Below are 22,646 nucleotides of genomic sequence, written 5' to 3'. Positions count from 1 at the left end.
GGGGCGCCGTTTCTGTTGGCTGGAGCCCGGGCCGGCGGTGGCCGACTAGAGGCCAAGGTTGCGACCGATGATCTCCTTCATGATCTCGGTGGTGCCGCCGTAGATCGTCTGGATCCGGACATCGACGTAGTCCTTGGCCACCCGGTACTCGTTCATGTAGCCGTAGCCACCGTGCAGCTGCAGGCACTGGTCGACGACCTTCTTGCCCAGCTCGGTACACCACCACTTGGCCTTGGACGCCTCGACTGCGGTCAGCTCCTTGTCCACCACGGCCCGCAGGCAGCGGTCGACGTACTGCTCGGCGATGTCGAGTTCGGTATCCATCTCGGCCATCACGAAGCGGCTGTTCTGGAAGCTGCCGATCGGCTGGCCAAAAGCCTTGCGGTCCTTGACGTACTGCAGCGTCTCGTTGAATGTCGCACGAGCGCCTGCGATTCCGGCAATGGCGATCGAAAGCCGTTCCGAGGGAAGGTTTTCCATCAGATGGTAGAAACCGTTGCCTTCGGTACCGAGCAGGTTGGTGCCGGGAACGCGGACGTTCTCGAAATTCAGCTCGGCAGTGTCGGCAGCGTGCTGGCCCATCTTGTCCAGCTTGCGGCCGCGGGTGAAGCCCTCCATCCCCCGCTCCACGACCAGCAGCGAGAAGCCCTTGTGGCCGGCCTCCGGGTCGGTGCGCGCAACGACAATCACCAGGTCGGAATTGATGCCCGCGGAGATAAAGGTCTTGGCGCCGTTGATGATCCAGTCATCGCCGTCCCGTACCGCGGTGGTGCGGACGCCGGCCAGGTCACTGCCCGCGCCAGGCTCGCTCATCGCGATGGCGCCGATCAGCTCACCGCTGACAAAACCGGGCATCCAGCGCTGCAGCTGTTCTTCGGTGGCCAGGTTCCTGAAGTACGGCCCGACGATGTCGTTCTGCAGGCTCACGCCGGGGCAGGCCAGACCGAACTTAGAAAACTCCTCGACGATCACCGCATTGAAGCGAAAGTCGTCGACCCCACCGCCGCCGTACTCCTCTGGCATATTGAAACCGATCAGCCCGTACTTGCCCGCGGCCAAGTACGCATCGCGGTCGACCAGACGGTCGGCTTCCCACTTCTCGACGTTCGGCAGACATTCCTTCTCCAGGAACAGTCGCGCGGTCTCCCGGAGCTGTTCATGCTCGGGCTCGAAAACCAATCTCTTCATTGCTATTTCGCTTCCTATCGGGCTTTCCAGACGGGCTCACGCTTCTGGGCGAACGCCAGTGGTCCTTCTTGGGCGTCCTCGGTCTTGAGCAGGGTGGAGAACTCGCCGAAGGTCTGCTTCCAGAATGGCTCGTCGGCCTGCACCACGTTGTCAACCGCACCGTAGGCGACGCGCTTGCTGGCCTGTACAGCCAGCGGGGCATTGCCGGTGATCCGCTCCGCCAGGGCCAGCGCCGCATCGACGACGGTGCCGTCGGGCACCACGTCGTTGATCAGGCCCCAGCGCAGCGCGTCGGCCGAACTCATGGGCTCGCCGGTGAACAGCATCTGCAGCGCCACTTTGCGCGGCAGTTGATCGACGATGCGGAACACCCCGCCCGCGCCGGCGATCAGTCCACGTTTCACCTCGGGCAGACCGAATTTCGCGCCTTCTTCGGCGATCACGAGGTCACTGGCCAGCGCCAGTTCGGTGCCGCCGCCGAGGGCGGTGCCGTTGACCGCGGCGATGGTCGGCTTGTCGATGAAGTGCCGCACGTATCCGGCGAAGCCCCACTCCGGGTGGTCCGGGTGAAAGAGGTTCTCGCCGCGGGAGATTGCCTTCAGGTCGGCACCTGCGCAGAAGGACTTGTCCCCCGAACCGGTCAGGACCACGGCGCGGATGTCCGGGTCGTCCTGGGCGGCCTGCAGGGCGTCACCGACACCGACGCTGACCGCCATGTTGACCGCGTTGCGGGCATCGGGCCGGTTGATCGTGATCAGCAGGACGTTGCCCCGACGCTCGGTAAGAGCGCCGGGCTCAGTGGCAACAGAGGTCACAACAGCTCCAGGATGGTCGCGTTGGCCTGGCCGCCACCCTCACACATGGTCTGCAGCCCGTAGCGAATTCCGTTGTCCCGCATGTGGTACAGCATGGTGGTCATGATGCGGGCGCCGGAGCCGCCGAGCGGGTGACCGAGTGCGATGGCGCCTCCGTTGGGGTTCAGCTTTTTCTCGTCGGCGCCGATCTCCTTGAGCCACGCCATCGGAACCGGGGCAAAGGCCTCGTTGACCTCGAACACGCCGATGTCGTCGACGCTCAGACCGGAGCGCGCCAGCGCCTTCTGGGTCGCCGGGATGGGCGCCGAAAGCATCATCACCGGGTCTGCGCCGGCCAGCACCGCGGTGTGCACGCGGGCAAGGGGCTTGAGCCCCAACGACTGTGCCTTCTCTGCGGACATGAACAGCAGAGCGCCCGAGCCGTCGGAGATCTGCGAGGAGTTGCCGGCGTGGATGACGCCGTCCTCCTTGAAGGCGGGCTTGATGCCGGCCATCGATTCCACCGAGCCTCCGCGGCGAATCCCGCCGTCCTCGGTGACCGCGTTGCCATCCTGGTCCTTGATCCCGACGATCTGGTCCTTGAAGGCACCGGAATCCTGTGCCGCAGCTGCCTTTTCATGTGACCGCAGGGAGAACTCGTCGAGCTCGGTGCGGGACAGGTTCCACTTCTCGGCCATCATCTCTGCGCCGACGCCCTGGTTCGGGGTCTGGGTGTAGCGAGCGCGGAAAGCCTCTGGATAGGGGTGGCCACCGCCCGCCAACGACGCACCCATCGGGGTCCGCGACATCGACTCGACACCACCGGCGATCACGACGTCGTAGTGGCCGGCAACCACACCGGCAGCGGCGAAGTGCACCGACTGCTGGCTGGAACCGCACTGCCGGTCGACGGTCACCCCGGGAATGGTCTCGGGCCACCCGGCGGTCAGCACCGCGGTGCGGGCGATGTCGAGGGCCTGCTCACCGGCCTGCATGACGCAACCCCAGATCACATCGTCGACGAGTGCGGGATCGACACCAACGCGCTGCACCAGTCCGTTCAGCACCTGGGCCGACAGCTCTGACGGGTGGACACCGGAAAGGGCGCCGTTGCGCTTTCCGATCGGCGACCGTACCGCCTCGACGATGACAGCTTCAGCCATGCGAAATCTCCTTCGACTTCTGGGTTGCTCGCGCCAGACGCGGCGTCCATCCGAAGGTAGAACAGTTAGTTAACCAGGTCAACCTACTGGTTGGTAGAGGTCACTTCACCCCATGGACCGGCAAGTCGTCCGCCCACGGCTGGCGCGTAACCATGTCGTTGACCTGCACATAACCGCTTTCGAACTCGCCGGTCGCGGCGTCGACCAAGCGGTATCGCTGGGTCTGCCGGTGAATGGGCTGCGCATCGAGCATGACGATCCGGACCTCACCGGGTTCGAAATGACAGCGCGCTTGCAGGGCCGCGACCAGCTGTTCGTTGGACATGTGACCGTCGCCGAAATTCCATCCGATAGCGGTCGAGACGATCCGCTCGCCGTCGGTCAGGGTGTAGTCGTCTTCGTTGTGGCCGGCCATCGCCCGATGCGCCAAGGTGAACAACGCCCGGCCGTGAGTGTTGAAGGCACGGAAGGCGTATCCCATGTACATGGGGATCTGCGCGGCTTCCTTGCTGCCGTAGAACTTCTCCAGTTGCGCGGCGGGCATGCTGGCGATAGCGACGACGCCCTTGGCGATCTTCGCGTCGGCCGACGGCTTGATGCACCACAGCGAGGTGTCCCAGTTGCCGGCGTAATACCGCATGCCGGGCAGGAAAGAAACCTTGCGCGGGAACAGGTTTCCGATCACGACAGTGCCGGCGACGACGGCGAACAGAACCACCGGCCACGGCGAGGTGAGGTCACCCAGGCCGATGGGTGCGTGTCCGACGAACAGCGTCACCACGCAGAACATCATGAAGACGTTCCACTCCAGCGGCACGCCCATCGGGATGGCGGACAGGATGCCGAAATGGAAACACAGCATCACGAACGCGGCGACGTAGGTCGGCCAGCCGCCGTGGCTGAAGAAGAGCGCGAGCGGCACCAGGCCCTCGATGGCAGTGCTGAAGTGGGCCATCAGCCGGGACGGACGGCCGGGGCGCAGGTCGTCCGGGAAATGTTCGAAGAACGCCCGCTTGATGAACTTGGGCCGCAACACCGGGTTGTTGCTCATCATCGTCGAGATGACAAACGGGAAGTGCCGGTTGAGCTTTGAGGTCGCCGCACCGAGCCAGATCACCATGCAGACCAGCTTGGCCGCGATGATCAGGTCGACCCCGTAGCCGGCGAACAGGAAGGCGACGGTGAACGACCCGTAAACCTCGCCGCGAGCGGCCAGGAAGATCACCTTGTCACGCAAGCCCGCCAACGCCAGGACACCGAGGACGGCCCAGATCTGCCACATCGGCAGCACTCCGACCTGAGCGCCGGGGAGCACCGGGCCGGTGCCGTCGGAGCAGAGTGCGACAAGCAGCAGCACCAACAGCGCGCCGTACAGCAGTACGTCGACCGGTCCACGGGCATCGCCACGGGTCAGCGGGACGCGGCCCGGCCACGGTGGCAGACGAATGGTCTTCGGGCGCAGCCAGTACAGGATGGAGCCGAGCGGCGGGAAGAATCGGTTGTTCAGCGGGCCGAACCCGCAGCCGAGACCGACCACCTCGAACAGCATGGTGTAGAGGACGACCTTCTCGAAGACGATCGGCTCGGTGTACCACTGGGCGACGTTCGTGAATCCGTCAATGCCGCTGGTGGACAGCGCAATAAGCCAGCCACCCAGGACGTAGAGACCGATCTTGACCACGTAGAACAGATGCAGGGCAACCGGGGTGCCGAATCCCACCTCGGCCCAGTGCCGAGCCATCGGGATGATCTTCTGTGCGCGGGTGCCCTTGCTCCACTCGTCCAGGTCGATGACCGGAACGTCCTGTTTGAGAAAGCCCATACCGGTCACACTAGAACGTGTTCTAACTTCGTTGCGCGATTTTGGGGGCGCTACGTATTGCCGGACCTGACCAGCGCGCCGAAATCACGCTAGGACTTCGCGGGCGGACGGTAGAAGATCAGCAGCTGACCGATACCGCCCGCGAGACCCAGAACGACCGCAATCGCCAGGCCGCACCAGCCGTGCAGGTCGTGCATGAAGCACGTGCGGTGGAACAGCAAGCAGTCCAGGCTGTACCGCCCGGCGCCGGTGCCCGCGATCGCGACGGCGGCGACCGCCAGGATCAGGTTGTACTCCCACCCTGACTTGACGATGAAGAACCCGTTGGCCCGGTGCACAGTCCACGCCGCGACCAGCATCAGCGCGACGAATCCGGCCGCCGGGATCGGAGTCAACAGGCCGAGCGCCAACCCCAGGCCGGCCAGAATCTCCGTCGATGCGGCCAGGCGTGCGTGCAGCATGCCCGGCTTCATGCCGATGCTGTCGAACCAGGCGGCGGTGCCTGGGATCCGGCCGCCGCCGAAGAACTTGTTGTAACCGTGCGCGGCCATGGTCAGACCGAGGACGACCCGCAACAGCAGGATCGAGAAGTCGAATGCCGAGTGGGCGGCGTGGTATTGGTGCACGCAACAAAATCTAGGCCATTTGTTAAGTCGCTGCCCAGCCCCCGTCGACAGAAAGTATCGCTCCGTGGACGTTGGCAGCGTCGTCGGAGGCCAGAAACGCCACTGCGGACGCGACTTCGGCCGGAGTGCTCATCCGGCGCGACGGGATCCGCGCCAACACTGGCGCCAGATGGTCGGCCATCTCCAGAACGCGCTCGGTGGCGATCGGCCCCGGCGCAACGGCGTTGACCCGAACGCCCGACGGTCCGTATTCAGCCGCCCACGATTTGGTGAGCGAGTGCACGGCAGCCTTGGTCGAGCTGTACAGCGCTGACTGATCCCCGCCGATGAATCCGGTGATCGATCCGATGTTGACCAGCGCGCCACTGCCGCGTGCGGCCATCGCCGGCGCCAGTGCGCCGGTGAGCAGGAACGGTGCCACCACGTTGGTTCGATACGACGCCAGCAGCACCGCTTCGGAAATGTCGGCGGTGGGTGCCGGCATGGACCAGCTGGCGGCATTGTTGACCAGGACGTCGACTGCCCCGGCAGCGGAGACCAGTCGGGAAACCCCGGCAGCGCCGTCGGCCAGGTCGGCCGCGACGAACTCGGCCACCCCGCCGGCGTCTTGGATGGCTGCGACGACCGCCGCACCGCGCTTGGTGTCGCGACCGGTGACGATGACATGGGCGCCCTGTGCGGCCAGCCTCTGGGCGATGGCGACACCAAGACCTCCGGTGGAGCCGGTGACCAGTGCTCTGCGGCCCTGCAGCCGCGTATCGTTTGGACTCATGAGTCCATATGTAGGCCGATAAAAATGGACCTGCAAGTCCAAAAATTGACGTCCAAGGGCGTCGCCACCCGGCGGCGGATCATCGAGGGTGCGGCGGCCGAGATCCGGGCGCGCGGCGTGGCCACGACCACACTCGATGACATCCGCGTCGCGACCGGAACCTCCAAAAGCCAGCTGTTCCACTACTTCCCCGAGGGCAAAGAGCAACTCCTGCTCGCGGTCGCCACCCACGAAGCCGAGCAGGTACTCGCCGACCAGCAGCCCCATCTGGGCGCACTGACCTCGTGGGCCGCCTGGCAGCGCTGGCGCGACGCGGTGGTCGAGCACTACCGCAGGCAGGGTCAGAACTGCCCGATGAGCCTGCTGATGTCTGAGATCGGCCGCACCACCCCGGGCGCACAGGCCGTCACCGCCACGCTGATCGGCACCTGGCGCACCGAAATCGCCGACGGCATCCGGGACATGCAGCGCCAGCAGAAGATCGACGCCCGCATCGACGCCGACCGCGCGGCATCGGCGTTGCTTGCCGGCATCCAGGGCGGCGTCGCCGTGCTGTTGTCCACCGGCGACATCAGTTATCTGGAATCCGCACTGGACGTGGGGATCGCGGCTCTGCGCGACTGATCACCTCGGGCGCCGTCCGTCCAGAGCGGTCGCCAGGCGGTGCACATACGCGTCCATATCCGGCACCGCCGAGACCGCCGCATGCACACTGATCGCGACGGTGTCACCGATCCCGTGCACCCCATGAGTCAGGCCCATCATCGGAGACAACGCCGGATAGCCGGCCGTCAACAGCACCGGGTGGCCAGCGAAGCACAAATCGGCCGCCCCGCGGTTGACGCTGGACACCACGGTGTTGCCCGCCACCGTCGACGACCGCGCGTCCGGATCGAAATGCGATATCCCCCAACGCAACAATGGTGCCGGGGTGGCGGCGAAGGCCGCATCGCCCGCGGCCAGCGCGGGATGCTCCATCCGCTGCCGCCGGGCAGCCAGATCCGCGGTAATCCGCCGAACCCGTTCGTCGAACGGCAGCTGCGGGTACAGACCCGCGCTGACATTGCCGAAGTGGTTGTTGGCGTGGCGAATTCCGGGCTTCGCCATCGGTATCTCGGCCCCCAGATCCGCAACCTGCAGTTCGGCCGCCAGCGCCTCCGCGACTGCGGCCAAGACCGCCACCGTGATCGTCGGCCCGGTCAGCTGCGACCTTCGTCGCACGACGGTACACAGCCGCAGCGGTCCCGCCGGACGTTCGTTCGTCGTTTGCGCCGGCCACGAATTCTGCGGTGGTGCAACGACTCCCGCAGCAGTCGCGCGAACCAGGTCGCGATGTGCCGACGACGCCCTCGCCGCCAGATAAGGCAACATCCACGGACCCCACCGGCGCGGCACCGCGGCGGGGACCGGCGCGTCGCGCCCGAACAACCTGGCCGCCAACGCCGACGATCGAATCCCATCACCCAGCGCGTGCGAGATCTGGAGCACCGCCACGGTTCCCGGGCCATCGGCACCAGGAATCCCGTCCACCCCGATGTAGAGGTGCAGACGCCAGCTGCGGTGCCGAAGATCGAGTTGATCAGCGGCCAGCGCACCGACCGCGTCCAGGCAGACCGCCCAGGTACTCCCCTCGCGGATGACGAGCGAAGTTTCGTCGACGGCGCGGTGCACCCACTCGGGGTACGTCCAGGCATCGCCCTCGGCCACCCGCAGCAACAACTCGGGCGTGGCCAGGGCTCGCAGCCGCACCGTATCCAGTGCGGCACCCAGATCGCCCGGTACGCCACCGAACGCGTACAGCAGGAACTGGTCGCTGGGGATCTTCGCGGACATCCAATACGTCTGCGCATCGATAGCGGTCAGTCCGGCCACCGGACCAGGTTAGGCTCTCGACGTGCTTCCACCGCCAAGCAGCAGCGGGGCCGTCATCGTGACCGGCGCCTCGTCGGGAATCGGAGAACAACTCGCCCGCGAATTCGCCGGGCGCGGTTATCAATTGGTGCTCGTCGCCCGCAGCGCAGACAAATTGACCGCATTGGCCGATGAACTGGGCCCAAGGGTCCGCCCCTTGCCGGCCGACCTGTCCGAACCCGAGGAGCGGGCCCTGCTGCCCGAGCGACTGGCCGCACTCGGCCTACACGCTGACATCCTGGTGAACAACGCGGGGCTGGGTACGTCCGGACGCGTCGCCGAAGCCGACCCGGCAGCCGAGTTGAACCTGATCGAGGTCAACGTCGCGGCGCTGGTGGACCTGTGCTGCCGCTTCACCCCCGGCATGGTCACCCGCGGCCGTGGCGCCGTGCTCAACGTGGCCTCTGTGGGCGCCTTCGGCCCAGTGCCGGGCCAGGCCTCATACGGTGCGGCCAAAGCTTTCGTGCTGTCGTACACCCACGCGCTCGGCGAGGAGTTACGCGGTACCGGGGTGGGCGCCGCGAGCTTGTGTCCCGGCCCGGTGAAGACCGGATTCGGCGAAACGGCAGGCATTCCCGACGAGGCCGCGGAAGCGATGCTGCCGAAAATCATGTGGCTCGACGCGGCGGCGGTGGCCAAGATCGCCGTCGACGGACTGGCCGCCGGACGTTCGGTGATCGTGCCGGGGACGGCCAACCGGATCGGGTCCTGGGCGAATTACCTGCTGCCCCGCCGGCTGCTGCTGCCGATCCTGGCCCGCAGCCATCCGGCCCTGAAGAATCAGATCGTCTGAAACTCGGAGATCAGCCACTTGCCGCCTTCGCGGTCAAGGGTCACCCGCACGCTGGTCGGCGTGTGGGTCGGGGGTTGATCGCCGACCGTCACAGTCTGATCGATGAACACCAGCACGATCGCATGGTCAGAGCCGGCCGACACCGACGCCGCCGCGGGCACGGTGGTCACTGCCGAGATGTGGTTCTGCTCAGCGCCCACGATGACCCCCTGGGTCATCTGGGTGTACTCGTTGCGAAATGCCCCGGTGGTCAACGCGCGCGCGTCCGTGAGTTGCTGACGAACCGTCTCCGGCTGATAGGTCAACAACTTCGCCGTGCCGTCGGTGGCCGCCTGCACCGATTCGGTGCGGGCGGTTTCATCCCGGTGCGGGACGTAGAGGTATACAACGGCCACCAACACGGACGCCGTGGCGAACAGCACGGCCAGCAACGGCAGCACACCGTAGGCCAGCCGCCTGACCCACTTACCGCTGTCGATGACCACCCGGACCGGGGTCCGACCGACAGCGGGTTCAGTTGTCGCCGAGTCGGTTTCAGGCTTGCTGGACTCGTTCATTGCACGAACTCCACATTCGACACCTTGGCGTCGGCCCCCACCTTCTGCACCGTCAACCGCATCCGGAAGGCCCGGACCGGCTGCGGCGGGCCGTCCGCCACCTCGGTGTTCACCGTGACCGCGACCAAGACCTTGGCGGTGTCACCGGATGTCGATTCCACTGCGGCTTCGGTGATGGTGCCGGTCGACTTTGATTTGAGTTGCTTGACCACGTCGGTGAAAGATGCTGCGCGCCTGTTGAAGTCGTCGTAGAAGGTGCCGGTCGCGGTATCCAGCACCCGCTTCACGTCGGCGTCCACCTGGTTGTAGTCGATGGTGGTCAAGCTCTGCGCCCCGCGCCGCCCGGCCTCCAGGAACAGCTCCCGGGGCGGCTGAGTTTGATGTTCGTGGTAGGCCCGATAGCCGACCCAACCGGCCAGCGCCCCCAATACGACCACCGCCACCACGCCGATGATCAGCGCCACCCGATCACGCGGATCCAGCAGGCTCACTTTGGTTGTCACCGGCCGGACGGCGGGCGCTTCAATTTCGGCTTCCGACTCCTCGACTTCGGTTTCGGTTTCAGCTTCGTCAGCGACTGTCTCGGATTCCTCGACCGCACTCGAGGGCACCTCCGAATCGTCGGGCAGCCGGTGCCTTCCGTGCTTGTCGCCGCCGCCTTCGTCAGCCACCACTGCTCCTCACCGCGCCCAGTGAGCGCAACGCAAAACCCACCACATGGGCTACACCGAACCCAGGCTTCCCCGTGTTCCGTGCAATCAGATTGGACACCGCGTGATCGCACACCGCATCGATCGACACTGCGTCGGCGGCCGGATCGGTAACCGGAAAAGACTTGTCCTGACGCCCCCGGGTCAGGATCTGGACCAACGAACGATGCCGTGCGCTATCAGCATGGCAGCGAAACTCGCGGTATCCGCGAGCCGCGCGGACTTCGTCGGTCATCAACACCGCGGATCGCCGGGCACGGACCGGATCTTCGACACGCTCGAACATCTCGATGATCCAGGATTCGAGAGCAACGGCGGGCGCGACCGCGGTATCCGCAGCGATGTCATCGAGCCGACCGACCAGTGCGTTGTTCTCCTGCGTCAGCATGGCGAGGAACAGTTCGTCCTTGGAGACGAAGTACCGGTAGAACACCCGGGCCGACACCCCGGCACGGGCAAGCATCGCCGCGATCGACGCCGGGCCCAGTTCCGGATGCGATAGGCAGTAGAAGGCAGCATCGATCAAGCAGTCGCGGTCATCACCTACCGGCGTCTCGGCCTGCACGTCGGCCGATTCTAGAGACCGATGGTGCATACGGGGTGCAGTCGGGCCGGTTGATGCAGATCGGTAACGTGAGGCGAAGCCGACAACGACGTCGACGAGAGGATTCCTGTGAGCGTAGAAACCCGACTTCCTCAGACCGTTCGGTTCCGCGGTGTGGACGAGCTGGAGTTGGTTGCCGACGAGTGGAACCGCGATGCCGACACCGGTGACAAGCCCACCATCTTGATGTTGCACGGCGGCGGACAGAACCGGCACTCGTGGAAGAACACCGGCCAGATTTTGGCCGACAACGGATTTCACGTCATCGCCATGGACAGCCGCGGGCACGGTGACAGTGACCGCTCCCCCACTGCGAACTACGCACTGGAGACGCTCTGCGAGGACGCCCTGCAGGTGATCTACCAGATCGGGCGCCCGGTCGCCCTGGTCGGGGCCAGCATGGGCGGGCTCACCGGCATGCTCGTCGCCCATGAGGCCGGCTCCGAGCGGGTGAGCAAGCTGGTGCTGGTGGACGTGGTGCCGCGCTACGAGAAGAGCGGCAGCTCACGCGTCCGGGATTTCATGATGACCAACGTCGAGGGCTTCGACTCGCTGGACGCGGCGGCCGACGCCGTCGCGGCCTATCTGCCGCACCGCCCCAAGCCACGCACGCCGGAAGGGCTGAAGAAGAACCTGCGGCTGGTCGACGGCCGCTGGTACTGGCACTGGGACCCGGCCTTCATGACCGCACCCGGCGATGACCCGTTCGCCCGGACCGAGCTGCTGGAGCAGGCCGTGATGAACCTGCAGATCCCCATCCTGCTGATCCGCGGCAAGCTGTCCGACGTGGTCAGCGCCGAAGGAGTGCAGGACTTTCTGCAGAAGGTGCCGCACGCCCAGTTCGTCGAACTGACCGGCGCCGGGCACACTGCTGCCGGTGACGACAACGACGCCTTCACCGACGCCGTGGTGCAGTTCGTCAATCAGTGACGCTGCGCAGACTCGATACTTGAGCCGTGAGCCCAACCGTGTCCATGATCGTCATCGGTGTGCTGGTGGTGCTGGTAACGGTCGAGGGCATCGCACTGAAGGTGACGCGGTCGCGGCTGCGGGCCGTCCAGCGTGAGATCGAGCAATTACACACGCCGTCGGAATCGCGAACCAACCTGCTGCTGGCCGGCGGGCGGGCCGCGGTCAAGACGGTGTGGCAGACCGCCAACCTCATCAACCGAGAAGGCTTCGGCGGCGCAGTGCGATCTTCGATCGAAGAGTTGGCCGGCTGGGCCGAGGTCGAACGTCCGGATCTGGCGACGCTGGCACCGACCGGGCGGGTGGCGATCCTGTTCTCCGACATCGAGGGCTCCACGGCACTCAATGAGCGGATCGGCGACCGGGCCTGGGTGCGACTGATCGACCACCACGACAAGTTGGTCGGCCGGTGCGTCAAGAAGCAGTCCGGCTATGTCGTGAAAAGCCAGGGCGATGGATTCATGGTCGCGTTCGCCGAGCCGGCGCAGGCGGTGCGCTGCAGTATCGACATTCAGCAGCAATTGGCCAAACGGCCGGGCGGGATTCGGGTCCGCATCGGCATCCACACCGGCAAATCGGTGCGCCGCGGCGACGACCTGTTCGGCCGCAATGTGGCGATGGCCGCACGGGTGGCCAGTCAAGCCAGCGGCGGTGAGGTGTTGGTCAGCGACGCGGTCCGAGACGCCGTGGCCACGGACTTCGAGTTCGACGACGGGCGTGATGTGGAGCTGAAGGGTTTCGCCGGCAGCTATCGGCTTTATGCCGTCGAGGTGCCACCGCTGGATTCGCCGAGCCGCTGATGCAACCGGGCCCGGATATCGTCGGCCGTATAAGAATTGCGCTTGCGCTGATCACGCGCGACCAGTACGCCACCGGCCACCACGCCGGCGACACCCGCCAAGCCAACCCACTTCCATATGCCACGCATGCGCTGATTCTGTCTAAGCTGCGGCCATGGACGCTAGTGCTGTCACCCTGGAGCGGGCCCTGTCCGAGACTCGCACCGGCGACATCTGGCTGTTCCGCGGCGCCTCCGGTCCCGACCGCGCCATCCAGACTCTGACCAATGCGCCGGTGAATCATGTCGGCATGACGGTCGCCATCGACGACCTCCCACCACTGATCTGGCACGCCGAGCTGGGCGACAAACTCGAGTGCCTGTGGAGTGGCGGCCACCACCGCGGGGTGCAGTTGAACGACCTGCGGCAGGCCGTCGAGCGCTGGGTGTACACCTACGGACAGCGCTGCTGGCTGCGGCAACTGACGCCGTACGCCACCCGGGAGCAGGAGGACCGACTGCTCAAGGTGGTGGCCCGGATGGACGGCACGGCCTTTCCGACCACGGCCCGGTTGACCGGTCGCTGGTTCCGCGGCCGGCTGCCCGTCGTCAGTGACTTTACGCGTGGAATTCCCTTGGTACACAGCAAGGTTCGCGAGTCTGCCGAGCACGACAAGTCCCGCCGCCGGGCCGCGGGGCTGGAGACGGCGTACTGCGCGGAGACGGTAGCCATCTCCATGGAGGAGATGGGGTTACTCCGCACCGAGAAGCGGGAGAACTACTTCGATCCCGGCAAGTTCTGGAGTGGCGACTCACTGCCACTGGCGCCCGGTTACCGGTTGGGCGAGGAGATCGCTGTCCTGGCCTGAGCCGCACCTGGCGGCTATCCCCCAGTGAACGTGGGGTTGTCCGCAGTCGACGTTTGGGTGTCAGCTGCGACGACACCAGCCTGGGAAAAAGTCAAGGTTTAGGTACGCCCCGAATCAAAGGGGGCACCTGGCTTGAGGAGATTTCATGCGGACAAAGATCGCGCTCGTTGCACCGTGGCTGGCCATCGCCGCTGCCGGAGGAGCGATTGCCTTGGCCCCACTGGCCAGCGCCGACACCGATCCCGGAGTGCCGTCCGGCGGCAACACCGGCGCGAATTCGTCGGCGCTGCACCGCGACCCCAGCAGCTTCGGTTGGCACTCGGACGACCACGACGAGACCGACGGTTCGGCCGGCGGCTTCGACGTCCCGTTCTGACCTATTGCTTGCCGTCGAACGTGAGCTTGTGTTCGACATTCAGCCGATTTTTCGCACCCAAGCTCACGTTGGATCGCCCTGATCCAACAGCCGTTTCGGGTGCATGCCGTCGACCTGCCCGATGAACGGCGGGTGGATGCTGTAGCCGAGCATGCGGCGAATGTCTTCCGAAACCCGACGCACGGTGTCTCGGGTCATCGACAGCGTGAACGCCTCCTGCGGCCGCAACCAGGGCTCGCAGTACTGGGCCGTCACGGCTAGTCGCGGGCGGTCGGAGCGGTTCGCGCCACCGCCGTGCCACAGGGTGCCCGGGAAGAATACGCAGGAGCCGGCGCGCATCACGACAGGTTCACGCTCGGCGTCCACCGGCATCTGATCACCCCATTGATGACTGCCCGGCACGACGTCGGTGGCTCCGTTGTCAGCGGTGAAATCGTCGATCGCCCAAATGGTCGCGGCCCCGAGCGCGGCCCGGGGGCGCGGCAACGGGTAGAAGCCGTCGTCGGTGTGCAGCATCTGGGCCTGCTCACCCGGCAGGATGTTGATCACCTGAAGCATCGACAGCAGGTAGTTCGGCAGGAACATCCGGTCGAGCAGCGCCAGGACCCGCGGATGGTCGGCGATCAGGTCGCAGGCAGCGGTCTTGTTCAGCACGCTATAGATCCGCTGGGTCGATCGCCCCTCAAATCCGTTGCGGCCGTGCAGATTCAACAGCGGATCAACCGCTTCGCGGATCGCGTCGAGCTGCGCGGGCGTGAGCAGATCCGGCAGGACGACGTACCCGTCCCGGCTCATCGCGTCCAGGTCCGCATCCACCACCGCAGGATCGACGATCGCGCCGCTGCTCGCGGTCCGGCGATACGTCCCCGCCAGATCGCCGTTCAGATCCGCCAGCAATGACACCTCAGTGCTCATGGCCACTCCCAACGAAAACATAACTGAGTTCTGTTATGTTTGGACTATGGCACGGGCCCCGATCGGGCGTCAACAACTTCTCACCGCCGCACGCGATGAATTGGTGCGTGGCAACGGAGTTCTCGAACTCGGTGCACTCACCCGCCGCGCACAACTGAGCACCGGTGCGCTCTACCACCACTTCGGCTCCAAGGCCGGGCTGCTCGCCGCGGTATATGACGGCTTCTATGACGGGCTACGGCATGCCATCGCCGACGCACATTTGCCCGCCGATGCGGACTGGGGCATCCGCGAACACGACCGCACCCGCCGCTTCGTCGCGTATCACTTCGACGATCCCCTGGCTCCCGTCCTGCTCGGCCGCGCCGCACTGGACCCCGAGCTCGCGGAACTGGAGGCCGTCCATCTGCACACGATGAGCGAGTTCGCGGCCGAAAACATCCGTCGCGGACAAGAACTGGGCCAGCTGCCGGGTGATATCGACGCCGCGAGCGCCAGCGCATTCATCATCGGCGGATTGCGGCACGGCATCGCCCAACAACTCCGGGAGACGCCACGCACCGATCCAGATCAAGCGGCCGAGCGACTCTGGCACCTCACGGCGGCCGCACTCGGCATCGCGTAATCCGGATCGGCGCTTGGTCTACCGCGCTGTGGCGACGCCGGAAAGGGCGAGCCCGGTGGCGCCGACATTCTCCGCGATCCCGTACACCTCGGCCGTGTCGAAGAAGGTGATGCCTTGGTCCACAGCGCTGCGTAGCACTGTAATCATGGCGTCACGGTCGCCGGGGTTGGGTCCATAGCCTTGTGACATGCCCATCGCGCCCAGCCCGATTGCTGAAACACCAAGGCCCGCACCGAGAGTACGTTCGTGCATGAGAATCCCCGCTCAGACCTGAGCTGAGGCGGCCTGGTTGGCCGCGGCGTACTGCTCGTCGGTGACTGGTTCGAGCCACGTGGTGCCGTCGCCGTCCTCAAGCCCCTCGAGCATCGCGACGTGACACATCATGCAGTCGACGCCGGCGCCATGCCAATGCTCCTCTCCGGGCGGGGTCCAGACGGTGTCGCCCGGGGTGAGCCGGATGACGGTACCGTCCCGGGACACCACCAGCCCGGCGCCGTCAGTACAGAACAGCGTCTGGCCCAGTGCGTGGAAGTGCCAGTTGGTGCGCGCGCCGGGGGTGAATCGCACGATGCTGGCAATCAGCCGGGACGGTTCGGCCTTCTGTTTGATCGGGTTGACGTAGACATCCCCGGTGAAGAGCGCGTCGGGCCCCTTGGCCGTGCGGCTGGGCGTGGTCAGTTCCATGATGCACTCCTCGAGAGACGCGATTTGTTTCGGTGCAAGGTTTTTCGCGACTCGGACGTCAGTCCGCGGTCGCAGTCGGGTTGGTCTCGGCCCGCGTCGCGGTCGGGCCCGCGGGAGCTGCCTCGGTGGCGGCCCAGGACGCGAGCAGGCTGAGTGCGTCGGCCGAGGCGGTGCCGGGTTCGGCAGTGTAGGTGGTGACCACCAGCCCGTCGGAGGCGACGAGTTCCATTGAGTCGTAAGCGAGTTCGAGATGGCCTACGACAGGATGGTTGAACTTCTTAACGCCACCGCGGTGGGTGCGCACGTCGTGGGCACCCCATCGGGTGCGGAAGGCCTCGCTGCGGGTGGCGAGCTCGCCGATGAGTTCGGTGAGATCCTTGTCATGCGGGGCGCGGCCGGCCTCGGTGCGCAACAGCGCGACGACGATCGCCAAGGCGCCGTCATGATCCACGTAGTAGTCCGCCGCGCGCGGGTCCAGGAAATCGAAGCGCGCGATGTTGCCGCGGTGCGCAGGTTGGTCGAGCACCGGGGCGTAGAGCGCGCGGGCGAGTTGATTGCTGGCCAGGATGTCGAGCCTCCCGTTGCGAACGAACGCGGCGGTGCCGCTCATCGAGTCCAGCACCCGCTGCAGGCTGGCCGGGACCGGCGTCTTGGCGCGGGTACGTGGGGTGCGGGTCGGCTTGGCGGCGCGAGCCAGGTTGAACAGGTGATCGCGTTCGACGTCGGACAGTCGCAGGGCACGGGCGACGGCGTCGAGGACGTCGTCGGAGACCCCGCTGATGTGGCCCTTCTCTAGCCGGATGTACCAGTCGGTGCTGACGCCGGCGAGCACGGCGACCTCTTCACGACGCAGCCCAGGCACTCGCCGACGGCCACTGGTCGGCAACCCGACCTGCTCCGGGGTGAGCTTGGCCCGCCGGGTCGCCAAGAAGTCTCGTATCTCGCTGCGGTTGTCCACGGGACCCACGTTACGAGCGACAACGCAGATAGGGAGGGCGAGCTTGTACCCCCGTTAACGCGACCTCCCGCCCAGGCGTGAACCCGGGTTTTCTGGAGGACATGACCGCACCCGATGCCGTTTCCACCGCGTCTGATCAGCCGCCGGTGCTCGCCACGGAACGGCCTGCCCGTTTCGCCCTGGCGGCGGCGGTCGTGGGGTTCTTCGTCGTGACGCTGGACGCGGTCGTGGTCAACGTGACACTGCCGACCATCCGGGCCGAATTCGGCGGCGGGATCGCCGGACTGCAGTGGGTGGTCGACGGCTACACGCTGATGTTCGCCGCACTGCTGCTGTCAGCCGGCTCGCTCAGCGACCGCATCGGCGCGCGTCGCGCCTTCGCCGGCGGAATGGTTGCGTTCGTGCTGGCGTCGGTCGCCTGCGGGGCGGCGCCCAGCCTGGGCGTACTCATCTTCGCCCGGTTCGCACAGGGCTCCGCCGCCGCGGCCATGATGCCGTCATCGATGGCGCTGATCCGACAGGCCTTCCCCGAGCCCAGGGCCCGCGGCCGCGCAGTCAGCATCTGGGCAATGGGCGCTGCCCTGGCGTCCATGTCCGGCCCCGTGCTCGGCGGGGTGCTCAACCTGATCGACTGGCGCCTGATCTTCCTCATCAACGTCCCGGTCGGTGTGATCGCTCTGCTGTTGCTTACCCGTATCGAGCCCTCGCAGCCGCGGGTCGTGCCGTTCGATCTGACCGGGCAGGTCGCCATCGTGATCGCAATGGGCGCCTTGGTCTTCGGCGCCATTGAAGCCGGAGCACGCGGGGTCACCAGCCCCATGGTGCTGACCGCGTTCGGCGTCGCCGCGCTTGCGCTGGTCGGGTTCCTGCGGGTGCAGCGGGCGGTGCGGCACCCAATGATGCCGCTGGAGCTGTTGAGATCGCGCACCGTGGTCATCACGATGGTCGGCGGCTTTGCATTCATGTTCGGCTACTTCGGCCTGCCATTCGTCATCAGCCTCTTCTTGCAGCAGATTCGCGGCCTGACCGCGCTGCAGACCGGCTTCGTCTTCGTTCCGATGATGATCATCGGGGCGGTGCTGACCCCGTTCTCCGCCCGCATCGGCGAACGCATCGGGCGCAGGACGCTGATCGTGGGCGGCCTGGCGCTGATGACCGGCGGCCTCGCTGCGATCGGACTATTGCCGTCGGCGGCACCGCTGTGGCTGCTGAGCCTACTGATGACGCTGGTCGGCCTGGCCGGCCCGGCTGTGTCCCCGCCGATCACCGCCGTGCTGCTCGACGCCGTGCCCGAACACCAGGCCGGGGTGGCGTCCGGGGTGTTCAACACCAGCCGTCAGGTCGGTGGCGCACTCGCCGTCGCCGTGTTCGGCAGCCTGCTCGCCCACCCCGACACATTCGTACGCGGCGCCCACACCAGCTTGCTGATCGCTGCCGCGGTGCTCGCCGTCGCCGCCGCACTGGCCATTTTTCTGCCTACCACCGAGAAGCACCACACCACCGATTGAAGGGAACCCACTGACATGAGCAACGAGATGAAACCCGGTGCGCAGCAGGTGTTCGGCGAATTCGCGCCCGCCTTCGTTCATTTCACCGACGACGTGTTGTTCGGCGAGGTCTGGCCACGCGACGAGCTGTCGGCCAAGGAACGTAGCCTGGTCACCGTCTCGGTGCTGGCCGCTCTGGGCGCCACCGAGCAACTCGTTTTCCACCTCGCCTACGCCAAGCAGAACGGCAACACCGAGGACGAGCTCAAGGAAGCCATCACCCACATCGCCTTCTATGCGGGATGGCCGCGCGCCATGTCCGCGATGGGCGTAGCCAAGCAGGTCTTCGGGGCACCGTCAGATGGACAGCTGCAGTGAACCCCACCTACGACTTCACCGGACGCGTCGCCTTCGTCACCGGCGCCGGCTCGGGCTTGGGCCTGGCCACCGCCCGGGCCTTCGCCGAAGCCGGTGCGGCGGTGGCGCTTACCGACGTCAACGACGATCACCTGGGCACCGCCGAGTGCGAGCTGCGCGACGCCGGACACCGGGTACTGGCCGTGCGCTGCGACGTGGCCGACGAGGACCAGGTCGCACACGCCGTGCGCGCGACAGTGCAGACCTTCGGCAGCCTGGACCTGGCCTACAACAATGCCGGCGTCCAAGCCCCGGTGACCGATGCCGCCGACGAGACCGCCGAGGCGTTCGACCGGGTCAACGCCGTCAATCTGCGCGGCGTGTGGGCCAGCATGAAACATGAGCTGGCGCAGATGCGCGCGCAGGGCTCAGGCGCCATCGTCAACTGTTCGTCGCTGGGCGGGCTGGTCGGACTGCCCGGTCGAGCCGCCTACCATGCGTCCAAACACGGCGTCATCGGCCTGACTCGTAGCGCCGCACTGGAATACGCGCCCCGCGGCATTCGCATCAACGCCATTTGCCCGGGCACCATCGAAACTCCGATGGTCACCCAGATGATCGAGTCCGGGAACCTCGACCACGACTGGGCAGCCGCCGCCCAACCCATCGGACGTCTCGGCAGCGCAGCAGAGATCGCCACGGCCGTGCTCTGGTTGTGCAGCCCCGGCGCCAGCTTCGTGGTCGGTGTCGCGCTGCCCGTCGATGGCGGCTACACCGCCGCCTGACGCTGCTTGATCGAGCCGAGCGCCCCAACTACCGCGAGCCGGGACCCTTGTCTTGCCGAAAGCGTCCCGCCAAGTCAGGCTGACGTCAGGACACTTGATGCATCCCATCAAGAAAGGCAGCCATGACCGACAGCGACGTGCGCGACGCACTCGAAGCACACTGGGCGGCCTCCGACGTGAACGACTTCGACGCCGAACATCGTATTTACCGATCCGACGCCGTCCTCGAATACCCCCAGTCCGGTGAACGAATCCGCAGCCGCGCCAACATTCAGGCATCGCGTGAGGCGCAGCCGAATGCCAAGCGCTTCACCGTGCGCAGGATCGTCGGTACCGGCGACCTGTGGATCAGCGAGCTCGTCATGACCTACGACAGCCAGCCGTACTACGTGGTGAGCATCGCTGAATTCGAAGACGGCGTAATCGTCAGGGAAACACAGTATTTCGCTGACGGTTTCGAACCGGGACCTTCCCGCGCCCAGTGGGTCGAACAGATGAACTGACGGGCGGTCTAGTCCCCGAACTTGACTCGGGCCTCGTCGCTGACCGGAGTGAACAAATTGACCAAGTTGCCGTCAGGGTCCCGAAACAACAGCGTCCGGTTACCCCACGGCATGGTGGTCGGCTCGGTGACAACCGAATAGAGCTGCCCTCGTAGGCGCTCATAGTCAGCGTCCACATCGTCCACGATGAACTCGATGATGGCGCTGCGGTTAGCGGCCGGCTCTGCAGAACCTGCCCCGAACATCGCGACGGTCTTGTCGCTGCCGATGGCCAACGTGGCGACCGCAGTGGGAATCTCGGCGAACAGTTCATTGGCCCAGACGGCGTCCACTCCGGTGACCAACTCGTAGAACGCGACGAGACCCTTCACATCAGCGGTGATGATGCGGGTAGATACAAGCTTCATGTCGCGCACACTAGACGCCACCCCCGACAAGCTGGGCGGCGCACGTGCTGGCGCGCCGCCGATCCCAGCTCGTCAACTTTCGTTGACCGTCAAGGAAAGTTGACGGGCTGGGATCGAAGTTGTTGGGAGAGGACGCAATATCGATCCTCGTTACCGGAATCAGTCGCGTTTCAGGTGCAACAGAGGGTAGGGCCGGCCCGCCTCATCGACGTCACTACGACTGCACACGACGAAGTCGTGCCGCAGGTAGAACCCGACCGCCTGGTCGTTCTGCTCGTTGACATCGACCGCCCGGATGCCGCAGACCCTCACGACGTGTTCGAGCAGCAGGCTGCCGACACCGTGCCCCCGTGTCGGGGCATCGACGAAAAGCATTTCCAAGCTTTCGCCCGCAGTACCGGCAAAGCCGACGGGCTGTCCACCGATCTCGGCGACGGTCAGGCGAACCTGCGGGAAGTACACCTGGGCCAGCTGGCCTTCGATCTCCGAGCGGTCGCCATCGGTAAGGAAATGGTGCGTCGCGTCGACCGCACTGCGCCAAATCGCCACCAGCCGTGGATATTCGGCTTCCCCCACGCAGTCACGCAACTGCGCTACGGACATTGAGCACTACCTCCAATATCGACCTCGACGTTGAATCGGAACTCACCATGTCGCGGTCACCTGGCTCACCGATATCGGGTAGCGATCTGCCACGAGTTATCCCATCGGTCGCGCACCATGGCACGTCGGTCACCGTAGGGCTGATTGGTTGGTTCCTCCACCGAAACGGCGCCGCGGGTGATCGCTCGCCCGTATGCGGCGTCCACATCTGGCACGTAAACATATAGCACTGCGTTGGCGGGCGGCCGTTCTGCCGTTCCCGAGATCATCACGATCGATGTGCCGATCCGCATCTCCGCTGGGCGATCTGGAGGCAACTCCCCTTCCGCCCCGAACACGTCCCGCATGAAGTCGGTCAGAGCCTGCGGGTCATCGACGAAGATTCGCGGAATTACCGTCGGCCATCCATCCGGTTCGCCAACCATCACGCGATTTTTACGCGCTGCCGCAACGGTGTCAACGGCGGCTGATGCTGCCCACGACTTCGAACTGACGTTGTTCCAGACCGGAATTCGGGAGTCGACAGAGCAACTGGGCGCGCACCGCATCGGCGCCTCGAGTGTCGACCACTGGCGGATGCTCCCCCGGAAAACAAAGTGCATGTCGCGGCCAAGGAGTTTCAGCAAACCTCTTTTCGGACATCAGCTACCACCCGCCGCTAGCATCAAACACATGGGCTTTCGCCATTTGCGCGGGTTGGTCGGTGTCGGCGCGCTGGTCGCTTCGACACTGGCAACCGGCGCCACGCCTGCTGCCTCCGCCGAACCGTGCCCCGATGCCGAGGTTGTGTTCGCCCGCGGCAGCGGCGAGCCGCCCGGCGTCGGCGTCCCCGGTCAGGCATTCATCGATGCCCTGCGCGCACAGAGCCCCGGTAAGTCAATCGGCGTCTACCCGGTGAACTATCCGGCCACCAGTGACTTCGGGAATCGAGCGGTCTTCCCGTCCACGATGTTCGACGGTGTCCACGATGCCACCTCACGACTTCAGGCAACGGCCGCTAACTGCCCGAACACCAAGGTCATCCTCGGCGGGTACTCCCAGGGCGCGGCGGTTGCCGCCTACGCCACCACGGCAGACATCCCCGCCGAGGTGCATGACCACGTCGCCGGGCTGGTGCTGTTCGGTAAACCGACGCCGGCGCTGCTGTCCCAGTTCGGGGCCCCGGCCGCGAACATCTCACCGCTGTACACGGGTAAGTCGCTGGACCTGTGTGCACCCGCCGACAGCATCTGCGATGGTTCGCCGGCTTCGCTGCTCTCGCCGCTGGCACATGGCCTCTATACCTTCAACGGCATGGTCACCGGGGCAGCAGCCGCCGCCGCGGGCAGGCTGGCGTAGTCCCCTTCCGCGTCAGCCACCGCTGATATACCCAAGAGTTCCCATACCGAGC

The 22,646-nt window shown here is 65.8% G+C and carries 30 protein-coding genes; 12 read left to right on the top strand and 18 right to left on the bottom strand.

The window, feature by feature from the left end:
- Positions 1-45 precede the first annotated feature (45 nt).
- The 6 genes from ABIA30_RS13155 to ABIA30_RS13130 all read right to left on the bottom strand — a co-directional run bounded on the left by ABIA30_RS13155 (position 46) and on the right by ABIA30_RS13130 (position 6,365).
- Positions 46-1,188 (bottom strand): acyl-CoA dehydrogenase family protein, encoded by a 1,143-nt coding sequence (locus ABIA30_RS13155; RefSeq protein ID WP_370065923.1) that lies wholly within the window; start codon positions 1,186-1,188, stop codon positions 46-48.
- Positions 1,189-1,202: 14 nt separating this feature from the next.
- Entirely contained in the window at positions 1,203-2,003 is an 801-nt protein-coding gene (locus ABIA30_RS13150; RefSeq protein WP_370065921.1) for an enoyl-CoA hydratase-related protein, read from the bottom strand.
- Positions 2,000-3,145, bottom strand: a complete 1,146-nt coding sequence (locus ABIA30_RS13145) for an acetyl-CoA C-acyltransferase (RefSeq protein ID WP_370065919.1) — start codon at positions 3,143-3,145, stop codon at positions 2,000-2,002. The genes ABIA30_RS13150 and ABIA30_RS13145 overlap by 4 nt, the downstream gene beginning before the upstream one ends.
- A 100-nt stretch (positions 3,146-3,245) precedes the next feature.
- Positions 3,246-4,967 (bottom strand): DUF3556 domain-containing protein, encoded by a 1,722-nt coding sequence (locus tag ABIA30_RS13140; RefSeq protein WP_370065917.1) that lies wholly within the window; start codon positions 4,965-4,967, stop codon positions 3,246-3,248.
- 89 nt (positions 4,968-5,056) lie between these two features.
- A complete protein-coding gene (locus ABIA30_RS13135) occupies positions 5,057-5,593 on the bottom strand; it encodes a DoxX family protein (protein WP_370065915.1) in 537 nt (178 codons plus the stop codon).
- Positions 5,594-5,615: 22 nt separating this feature from the next.
- A complete protein-coding gene (locus tag ABIA30_RS13130; protein ID WP_370065913.1) occupies positions 5,616-6,365 on the bottom strand; it encodes an SDR family NAD(P)-dependent oxidoreductase in 750 nt (249 codons plus the stop codon).
- 24 nt (positions 6,366-6,389) lie between these two features.
- Here ABIA30_RS13130 and ABIA30_RS13125 point away from each other — a divergent pair, with 24 nt between their 5' ends.
- Positions 6,390-6,989: a TetR/AcrR family transcriptional regulator gene (locus ABIA30_RS13125; protein ID WP_370065911.1), complete on the top strand. Its 600-nt coding sequence runs from the start codon at positions 6,390-6,392 to the stop codon at positions 6,987-6,989.
- Here the strand turns inward: ABIA30_RS13125 and ABIA30_RS13120 are convergent, their stop codons facing one another.
- Positions 6,990-8,228 (bottom strand): WS/DGAT domain-containing protein, encoded by a 1,239-nt coding sequence (locus ABIA30_RS13120; RefSeq protein ID WP_370066318.1) that lies wholly within the window; start codon positions 8,226-8,228, stop codon positions 6,990-6,992.
- A 31-nt stretch (positions 8,229-8,259) separates the two neighbouring features.
- Here ABIA30_RS13120 and ABIA30_RS13115 point away from each other — a divergent pair, with 31 nt between their 5' ends.
- Positions 8,260-9,069 carry an SDR family NAD(P)-dependent oxidoreductase gene (locus ABIA30_RS13115; protein WP_370065909.1) on the top strand — a complete coding sequence of 270 codons (810 nt, stop codon included), beginning with the start codon at positions 8,260-8,262 and terminating at the stop codon, positions 9,067-9,069.
- Here ABIA30_RS13115 and ABIA30_RS13110 read toward each other — a convergent pair.
- Genes ABIA30_RS13110 through ABIA30_RS13100 form a run of 3 tightly spaced genes read right to left on the bottom strand, consistent with a single transcriptional unit; the run spans position 9,057 to position 10,901 of the window.
- On the bottom strand, positions 9,057-9,626 hold the full coding sequence (locus ABIA30_RS13110; RefSeq protein WP_370065907.1) for a hypothetical protein: 570 nt from the start codon (positions 9,624-9,626) through the stop codon (positions 9,057-9,059). The genes ABIA30_RS13115 and ABIA30_RS13110 overlap by 13 nt on opposite strands.
- Entirely contained in the window at positions 9,623-10,297 is a 675-nt protein-coding gene (locus ABIA30_RS13105) for an Mce protein (protein WP_370065905.1), read from the bottom strand. Before ABIA30_RS13105 ends, ABIA30_RS13110 begins: the two co-directional genes overlap by 4 nt.
- Positions 10,290-10,901, bottom strand: coding sequence for a TetR/AcrR family transcriptional regulator (locus ABIA30_RS13100; protein ID WP_370065903.1), 612 nt, complete (start codon positions 10,899-10,901; stop codon positions 10,290-10,292). Before ABIA30_RS13100 ends, ABIA30_RS13105 begins: the two co-directional genes overlap by 8 nt.
- 108 nt (positions 10,902-11,009) lie before the next feature.
- Between ABIA30_RS13100 and ABIA30_RS13095 the strand changes: the two genes are divergently transcribed.
- Positions 11,010-11,870 (top strand): alpha/beta fold hydrolase, encoded by an 861-nt coding sequence (locus ABIA30_RS13095; protein WP_370065900.1) that lies wholly within the window; start codon positions 11,010-11,012, stop codon positions 11,868-11,870.
- A gap of 44 nt (positions 11,871-11,914) precedes the next feature.
- Positions 11,915-12,709: an adenylate/guanylate cyclase domain-containing protein gene (locus ABIA30_RS13090; protein ID WP_370066316.1), complete on the top strand. Its 795-nt coding sequence runs from the start codon at positions 11,915-11,917 to the stop codon at positions 12,707-12,709.
- On the opposite strand, the gene ABIA30_RS13085 is transcribed toward ABIA30_RS13090, so the two are convergent.
- A complete protein-coding gene (locus tag ABIA30_RS13085) occupies positions 12,667-12,837 on the bottom strand; it encodes a hypothetical protein (protein ID WP_370065898.1) in 171 nt (56 codons plus the stop codon). The two genes, ABIA30_RS13090 and ABIA30_RS13085, sit on opposite strands and share 43 nt — an antisense overlap.
- Before the next feature lie 26 nt (positions 12,838-12,863).
- Between ABIA30_RS13085 and ABIA30_RS13080 the strand changes: the two genes are divergently transcribed.
- The gene (locus tag ABIA30_RS13080) at positions 12,864-13,556 is read left to right on the top strand and encodes a guanylate cyclase (RefSeq protein ID WP_370065896.1); all 693 of its coding nucleotides are present in this window, start codon (positions 12,864-12,866) and stop codon (positions 13,554-13,556) included.
- A 145-nt stretch (positions 13,557-13,701) separates the two neighbouring features.
- Positions 13,702-13,932 carry a hypothetical protein gene (locus tag ABIA30_RS13075; RefSeq protein ID WP_370065894.1) on the top strand — a complete coding sequence of 77 codons (231 nt, stop codon included), beginning with the start codon at positions 13,702-13,704 and terminating at the stop codon, positions 13,930-13,932.
- 63 nt (positions 13,933-13,995) lie between these two features.
- On the opposite strand, the gene ABIA30_RS13070 is transcribed toward ABIA30_RS13075, so the two are convergent.
- Positions 13,996-14,847, bottom strand: a complete 852-nt coding sequence (locus tag ABIA30_RS13070; protein ID WP_370065892.1) for a phytanoyl-CoA dioxygenase family protein — start codon at positions 14,845-14,847, stop codon at positions 13,996-13,998.
- A gap of 46 nt (positions 14,848-14,893) precedes the next feature.
- On the opposite strand from ABIA30_RS13070, the gene ABIA30_RS13065 reads away from it, so the two are divergent.
- Positions 14,894-15,472 (top strand): TetR/AcrR family transcriptional regulator, encoded by a 579-nt coding sequence (locus tag ABIA30_RS13065; RefSeq protein WP_370065890.1) that lies wholly within the window; start codon positions 14,894-14,896, stop codon positions 15,470-15,472.
- An 18-nt stretch (positions 15,473-15,490) separates the two neighbouring features.
- On the opposite strand, the gene ABIA30_RS13060 is transcribed toward ABIA30_RS13065, so the two are convergent.
- Genes ABIA30_RS13060 through ABIA30_RS13050 form a run of 3 tightly spaced genes read right to left on the bottom strand, consistent with a single transcriptional unit; the run spans position 15,491 to position 17,114 of the window.
- Positions 15,491-15,724, bottom strand: a complete 234-nt coding sequence (locus tag ABIA30_RS13060; protein WP_370065888.1) for an aldo/keto reductase — start codon at positions 15,722-15,724, stop codon at positions 15,491-15,493.
- A 12-nt stretch (positions 15,725-15,736) separates the two neighbouring features.
- A complete protein-coding gene (locus tag ABIA30_RS13055) occupies positions 15,737-16,156 on the bottom strand; it encodes a cupin domain-containing protein (protein WP_370065886.1) in 420 nt (139 codons plus the stop codon).
- A gap of 58 nt (positions 16,157-16,214) precedes the next feature.
- Positions 16,215-17,114 (bottom strand): helix-turn-helix transcriptional regulator, encoded by a 900-nt coding sequence (locus tag ABIA30_RS13050; protein ID WP_370065884.1) that lies wholly within the window; start codon positions 17,112-17,114, stop codon positions 16,215-16,217.
- 101 nt (positions 17,115-17,215) lie between these two features.
- On the opposite strand from ABIA30_RS13050, the gene ABIA30_RS13045 reads away from it, so the two are divergent.
- From ABIA30_RS13045 to ABIA30_RS13030, 4 genes are all read left to right on the top strand, one after another.
- The gene (locus ABIA30_RS13045; protein ID WP_370065882.1) at positions 17,216-18,622 is read left to right on the top strand and encodes an MFS transporter; all 1,407 of its coding nucleotides are present in this window, start codon (positions 17,216-17,218) and stop codon (positions 18,620-18,622) included.
- A 15-nt stretch (positions 18,623-18,637) separates the two neighbouring features.
- Complete coding sequence (locus ABIA30_RS13040) at positions 18,638-18,979, top strand: carboxymuconolactone decarboxylase family protein (protein ID WP_370065880.1); 342 nt, start codon at positions 18,638-18,640, stop codon at positions 18,977-18,979.
- Complete coding sequence (locus ABIA30_RS13035) at positions 18,976-19,743, top strand: glucose 1-dehydrogenase (protein ID WP_370065878.1); 768 nt, start codon at positions 18,976-18,978, stop codon at positions 19,741-19,743. Before ABIA30_RS13040 ends, ABIA30_RS13035 begins: the two co-directional genes overlap by 4 nt.
- A 122-nt stretch (positions 19,744-19,865) precedes the next feature.
- Complete coding sequence (locus tag ABIA30_RS13030; protein WP_370065876.1) at positions 19,866-20,246, top strand: nuclear transport factor 2 family protein; 381 nt, start codon at positions 19,866-19,868, stop codon at positions 20,244-20,246.
- Between the two features lie 8 nt (positions 20,247-20,254).
- Here the strand turns inward: ABIA30_RS13030 and ABIA30_RS13025 are convergent, their stop codons facing one another.
- The 3 genes from ABIA30_RS13025 to ABIA30_RS13015 form a co-directional block, all read right to left on the bottom strand.
- Positions 20,255-20,653: a VOC family protein gene (locus tag ABIA30_RS13025; protein WP_370065874.1), complete on the bottom strand. Its 399-nt coding sequence runs from the start codon at positions 20,651-20,653 to the stop codon at positions 20,255-20,257.
- A gap of 159 nt (positions 20,654-20,812) precedes the next feature.
- Positions 20,813-21,256: an acetyltransferase gene (locus ABIA30_RS13020; RefSeq protein WP_370065872.1), complete on the bottom strand. Its 444-nt coding sequence runs from the start codon at positions 21,254-21,256 to the stop codon at positions 20,813-20,815.
- 65 nt (positions 21,257-21,321) lie between these two features.
- Positions 21,322-21,882 (bottom strand): VOC family protein, encoded by a 561-nt coding sequence (locus ABIA30_RS13015; protein ID WP_370065870.1) that lies wholly within the window; start codon positions 21,880-21,882, stop codon positions 21,322-21,324.
- Between the two features lie 46 nt (positions 21,883-21,928).
- On the opposite strand from ABIA30_RS13015, the gene ABIA30_RS13010 reads away from it, so the two are divergent.
- The gene (locus ABIA30_RS13010) at positions 21,929-22,594 is read left to right on the top strand and encodes a cutinase family protein (RefSeq protein ID WP_370065868.1); all 666 of its coding nucleotides are present in this window, start codon (positions 21,929-21,931) and stop codon (positions 22,592-22,594) included.
- The last annotated feature ends 52 nt before the right edge of the window (positions 22,595-22,646 follow it).

It is taken from the genome of Mycobacterium sp. MAA66, assembly GCF_041261665.1.
In the GTDB taxonomy this organism is placed as follows: Bacteria; Actinomycetota; Actinomycetes; order Mycobacteriales; family Mycobacteriaceae; genus Mycobacterium.
This window is presented reverse-complemented; position numbering and strand designations above follow the sequence as displayed.

What these genes read in the sequence shown, in the direction of transcription:
- ABIA30_RS13065 (WP_370065890.1), top strand. Translation starts at nt 14,894, where the DNA reads ATGGCACGGGCCCCGATCGGGCGTCAACAACTTCTCACCGCCGCACGC.
- ABIA30_RS13075 (WP_370065894.1), top strand. Translation starts at nt 13,702, where the DNA reads ATGCGGACAAAGATCGCGCTCGTTGCACCGTGGCTGGCCATCGCCGCT.
- ABIA30_RS13090 (WP_370066316.1), top strand. Translation starts at nt 11,915, where the DNA reads ATGATCGTCATCGGTGTGCTGGTGGTGCTGGTAACGGTCGAGGGCATC.
- ABIA30_RS13130 (WP_370065913.1), bottom strand. Translation starts at nt 6,365, where the DNA reads ATGAGTCCAAACGATACGCGGCTGCAGGGCCGCAGAGCACTGGTCACC.
- ABIA30_RS13070 (WP_370065892.1), bottom strand. Translation starts at nt 14,847, where the DNA reads ATGAGCACTGAGGTGTCATTGCTGGCGGATCTGAACGGCGATCTGGCG.
- ABIA30_RS13030 (WP_370065876.1), top strand. Translation starts at nt 19,866, where the DNA reads ATGACCGACAGCGACGTGCGCGACGCACTCGAAGCACACTGGGCGGCC.
- ABIA30_RS13040 (WP_370065880.1), top strand. Translation starts at nt 18,638, where the DNA reads ATGAGCAACGAGATGAAACCCGGTGCGCAGCAGGTGTTCGGCGAATTC.
- ABIA30_RS13060 (WP_370065888.1), bottom strand. Translation starts at nt 15,724, where the DNA reads ATGCACGAACGTACTCTCGGTGCGGGCCTTGGTGTTTCAGCAATCGGG.
- ABIA30_RS13155 (WP_370065923.1), bottom strand. Translation starts at nt 1,188, where the DNA reads ATGAAGAGATTGGTTTTCGAGCCCGAGCATGAACAGCTCCGGGAGACC.
- ABIA30_RS13080 (WP_370065896.1), top strand. Translation starts at nt 12,864, where the DNA reads ATGGACGCTAGTGCTGTCACCCTGGAGCGGGCCCTGTCCGAGACTCGC.
- ABIA30_RS13025 (WP_370065874.1), bottom strand. Translation starts at nt 20,653, where the DNA reads ATGAAGCTTGTATCTACCCGCATCATCACCGCTGATGTGAAGGGTCTC.
- ABIA30_RS13045 (WP_370065882.1), top strand. Translation starts at nt 17,216, where the DNA reads ATGACCGCACCCGATGCCGTTTCCACCGCGTCTGATCAGCCGCCGGTG.
- ABIA30_RS13055 (WP_370065886.1), bottom strand. Translation starts at nt 16,156, where the DNA reads ATGGAACTGACCACGCCCAGCCGCACGGCCAAGGGGCCCGACGCGCTC.
- ABIA30_RS13085 (WP_370065898.1), bottom strand. Translation starts at nt 12,837, where the DNA reads ATGCGTGGCATATGGAAGTGGGTTGGCTTGGCGGGTGTCGCCGGCGTG.
- ABIA30_RS13010 (WP_370065868.1), top strand. Translation starts at nt 21,929, where the DNA reads ATGGGCTTTCGCCATTTGCGCGGGTTGGTCGGTGTCGGCGCGCTGGTC.
- ABIA30_RS13145 (WP_370065919.1), bottom strand. Translation starts at nt 3,145, where the DNA reads ATGGCTGAAGCTGTCATCGTCGAGGCGGTACGGTCGCCGATCGGAAAG.
- ABIA30_RS13020 (WP_370065872.1), bottom strand. Translation starts at nt 21,256, where the DNA reads ATGTCCGTAGCGCAGTTGCGTGACTGCGTGGGGGAAGCCGAATATCCA.
- ABIA30_RS13110 (WP_370065907.1), bottom strand. Translation starts at nt 9,626, where the DNA reads ATGAACGAGTCCAGCAAGCCTGAAACCGACTCGGCGACAACTGAACCC.
- ABIA30_RS13140 (WP_370065917.1), bottom strand. Translation starts at nt 4,967, where the DNA reads ATGGGCTTTCTCAAACAGGACGTTCCGGTCATCGACCTGGACGAGTGG.
- ABIA30_RS13125 (WP_370065911.1), top strand. Translation starts at nt 6,390, where the DNA reads ATGGACCTGCAAGTCCAAAAATTGACGTCCAAGGGCGTCGCCACCCGG.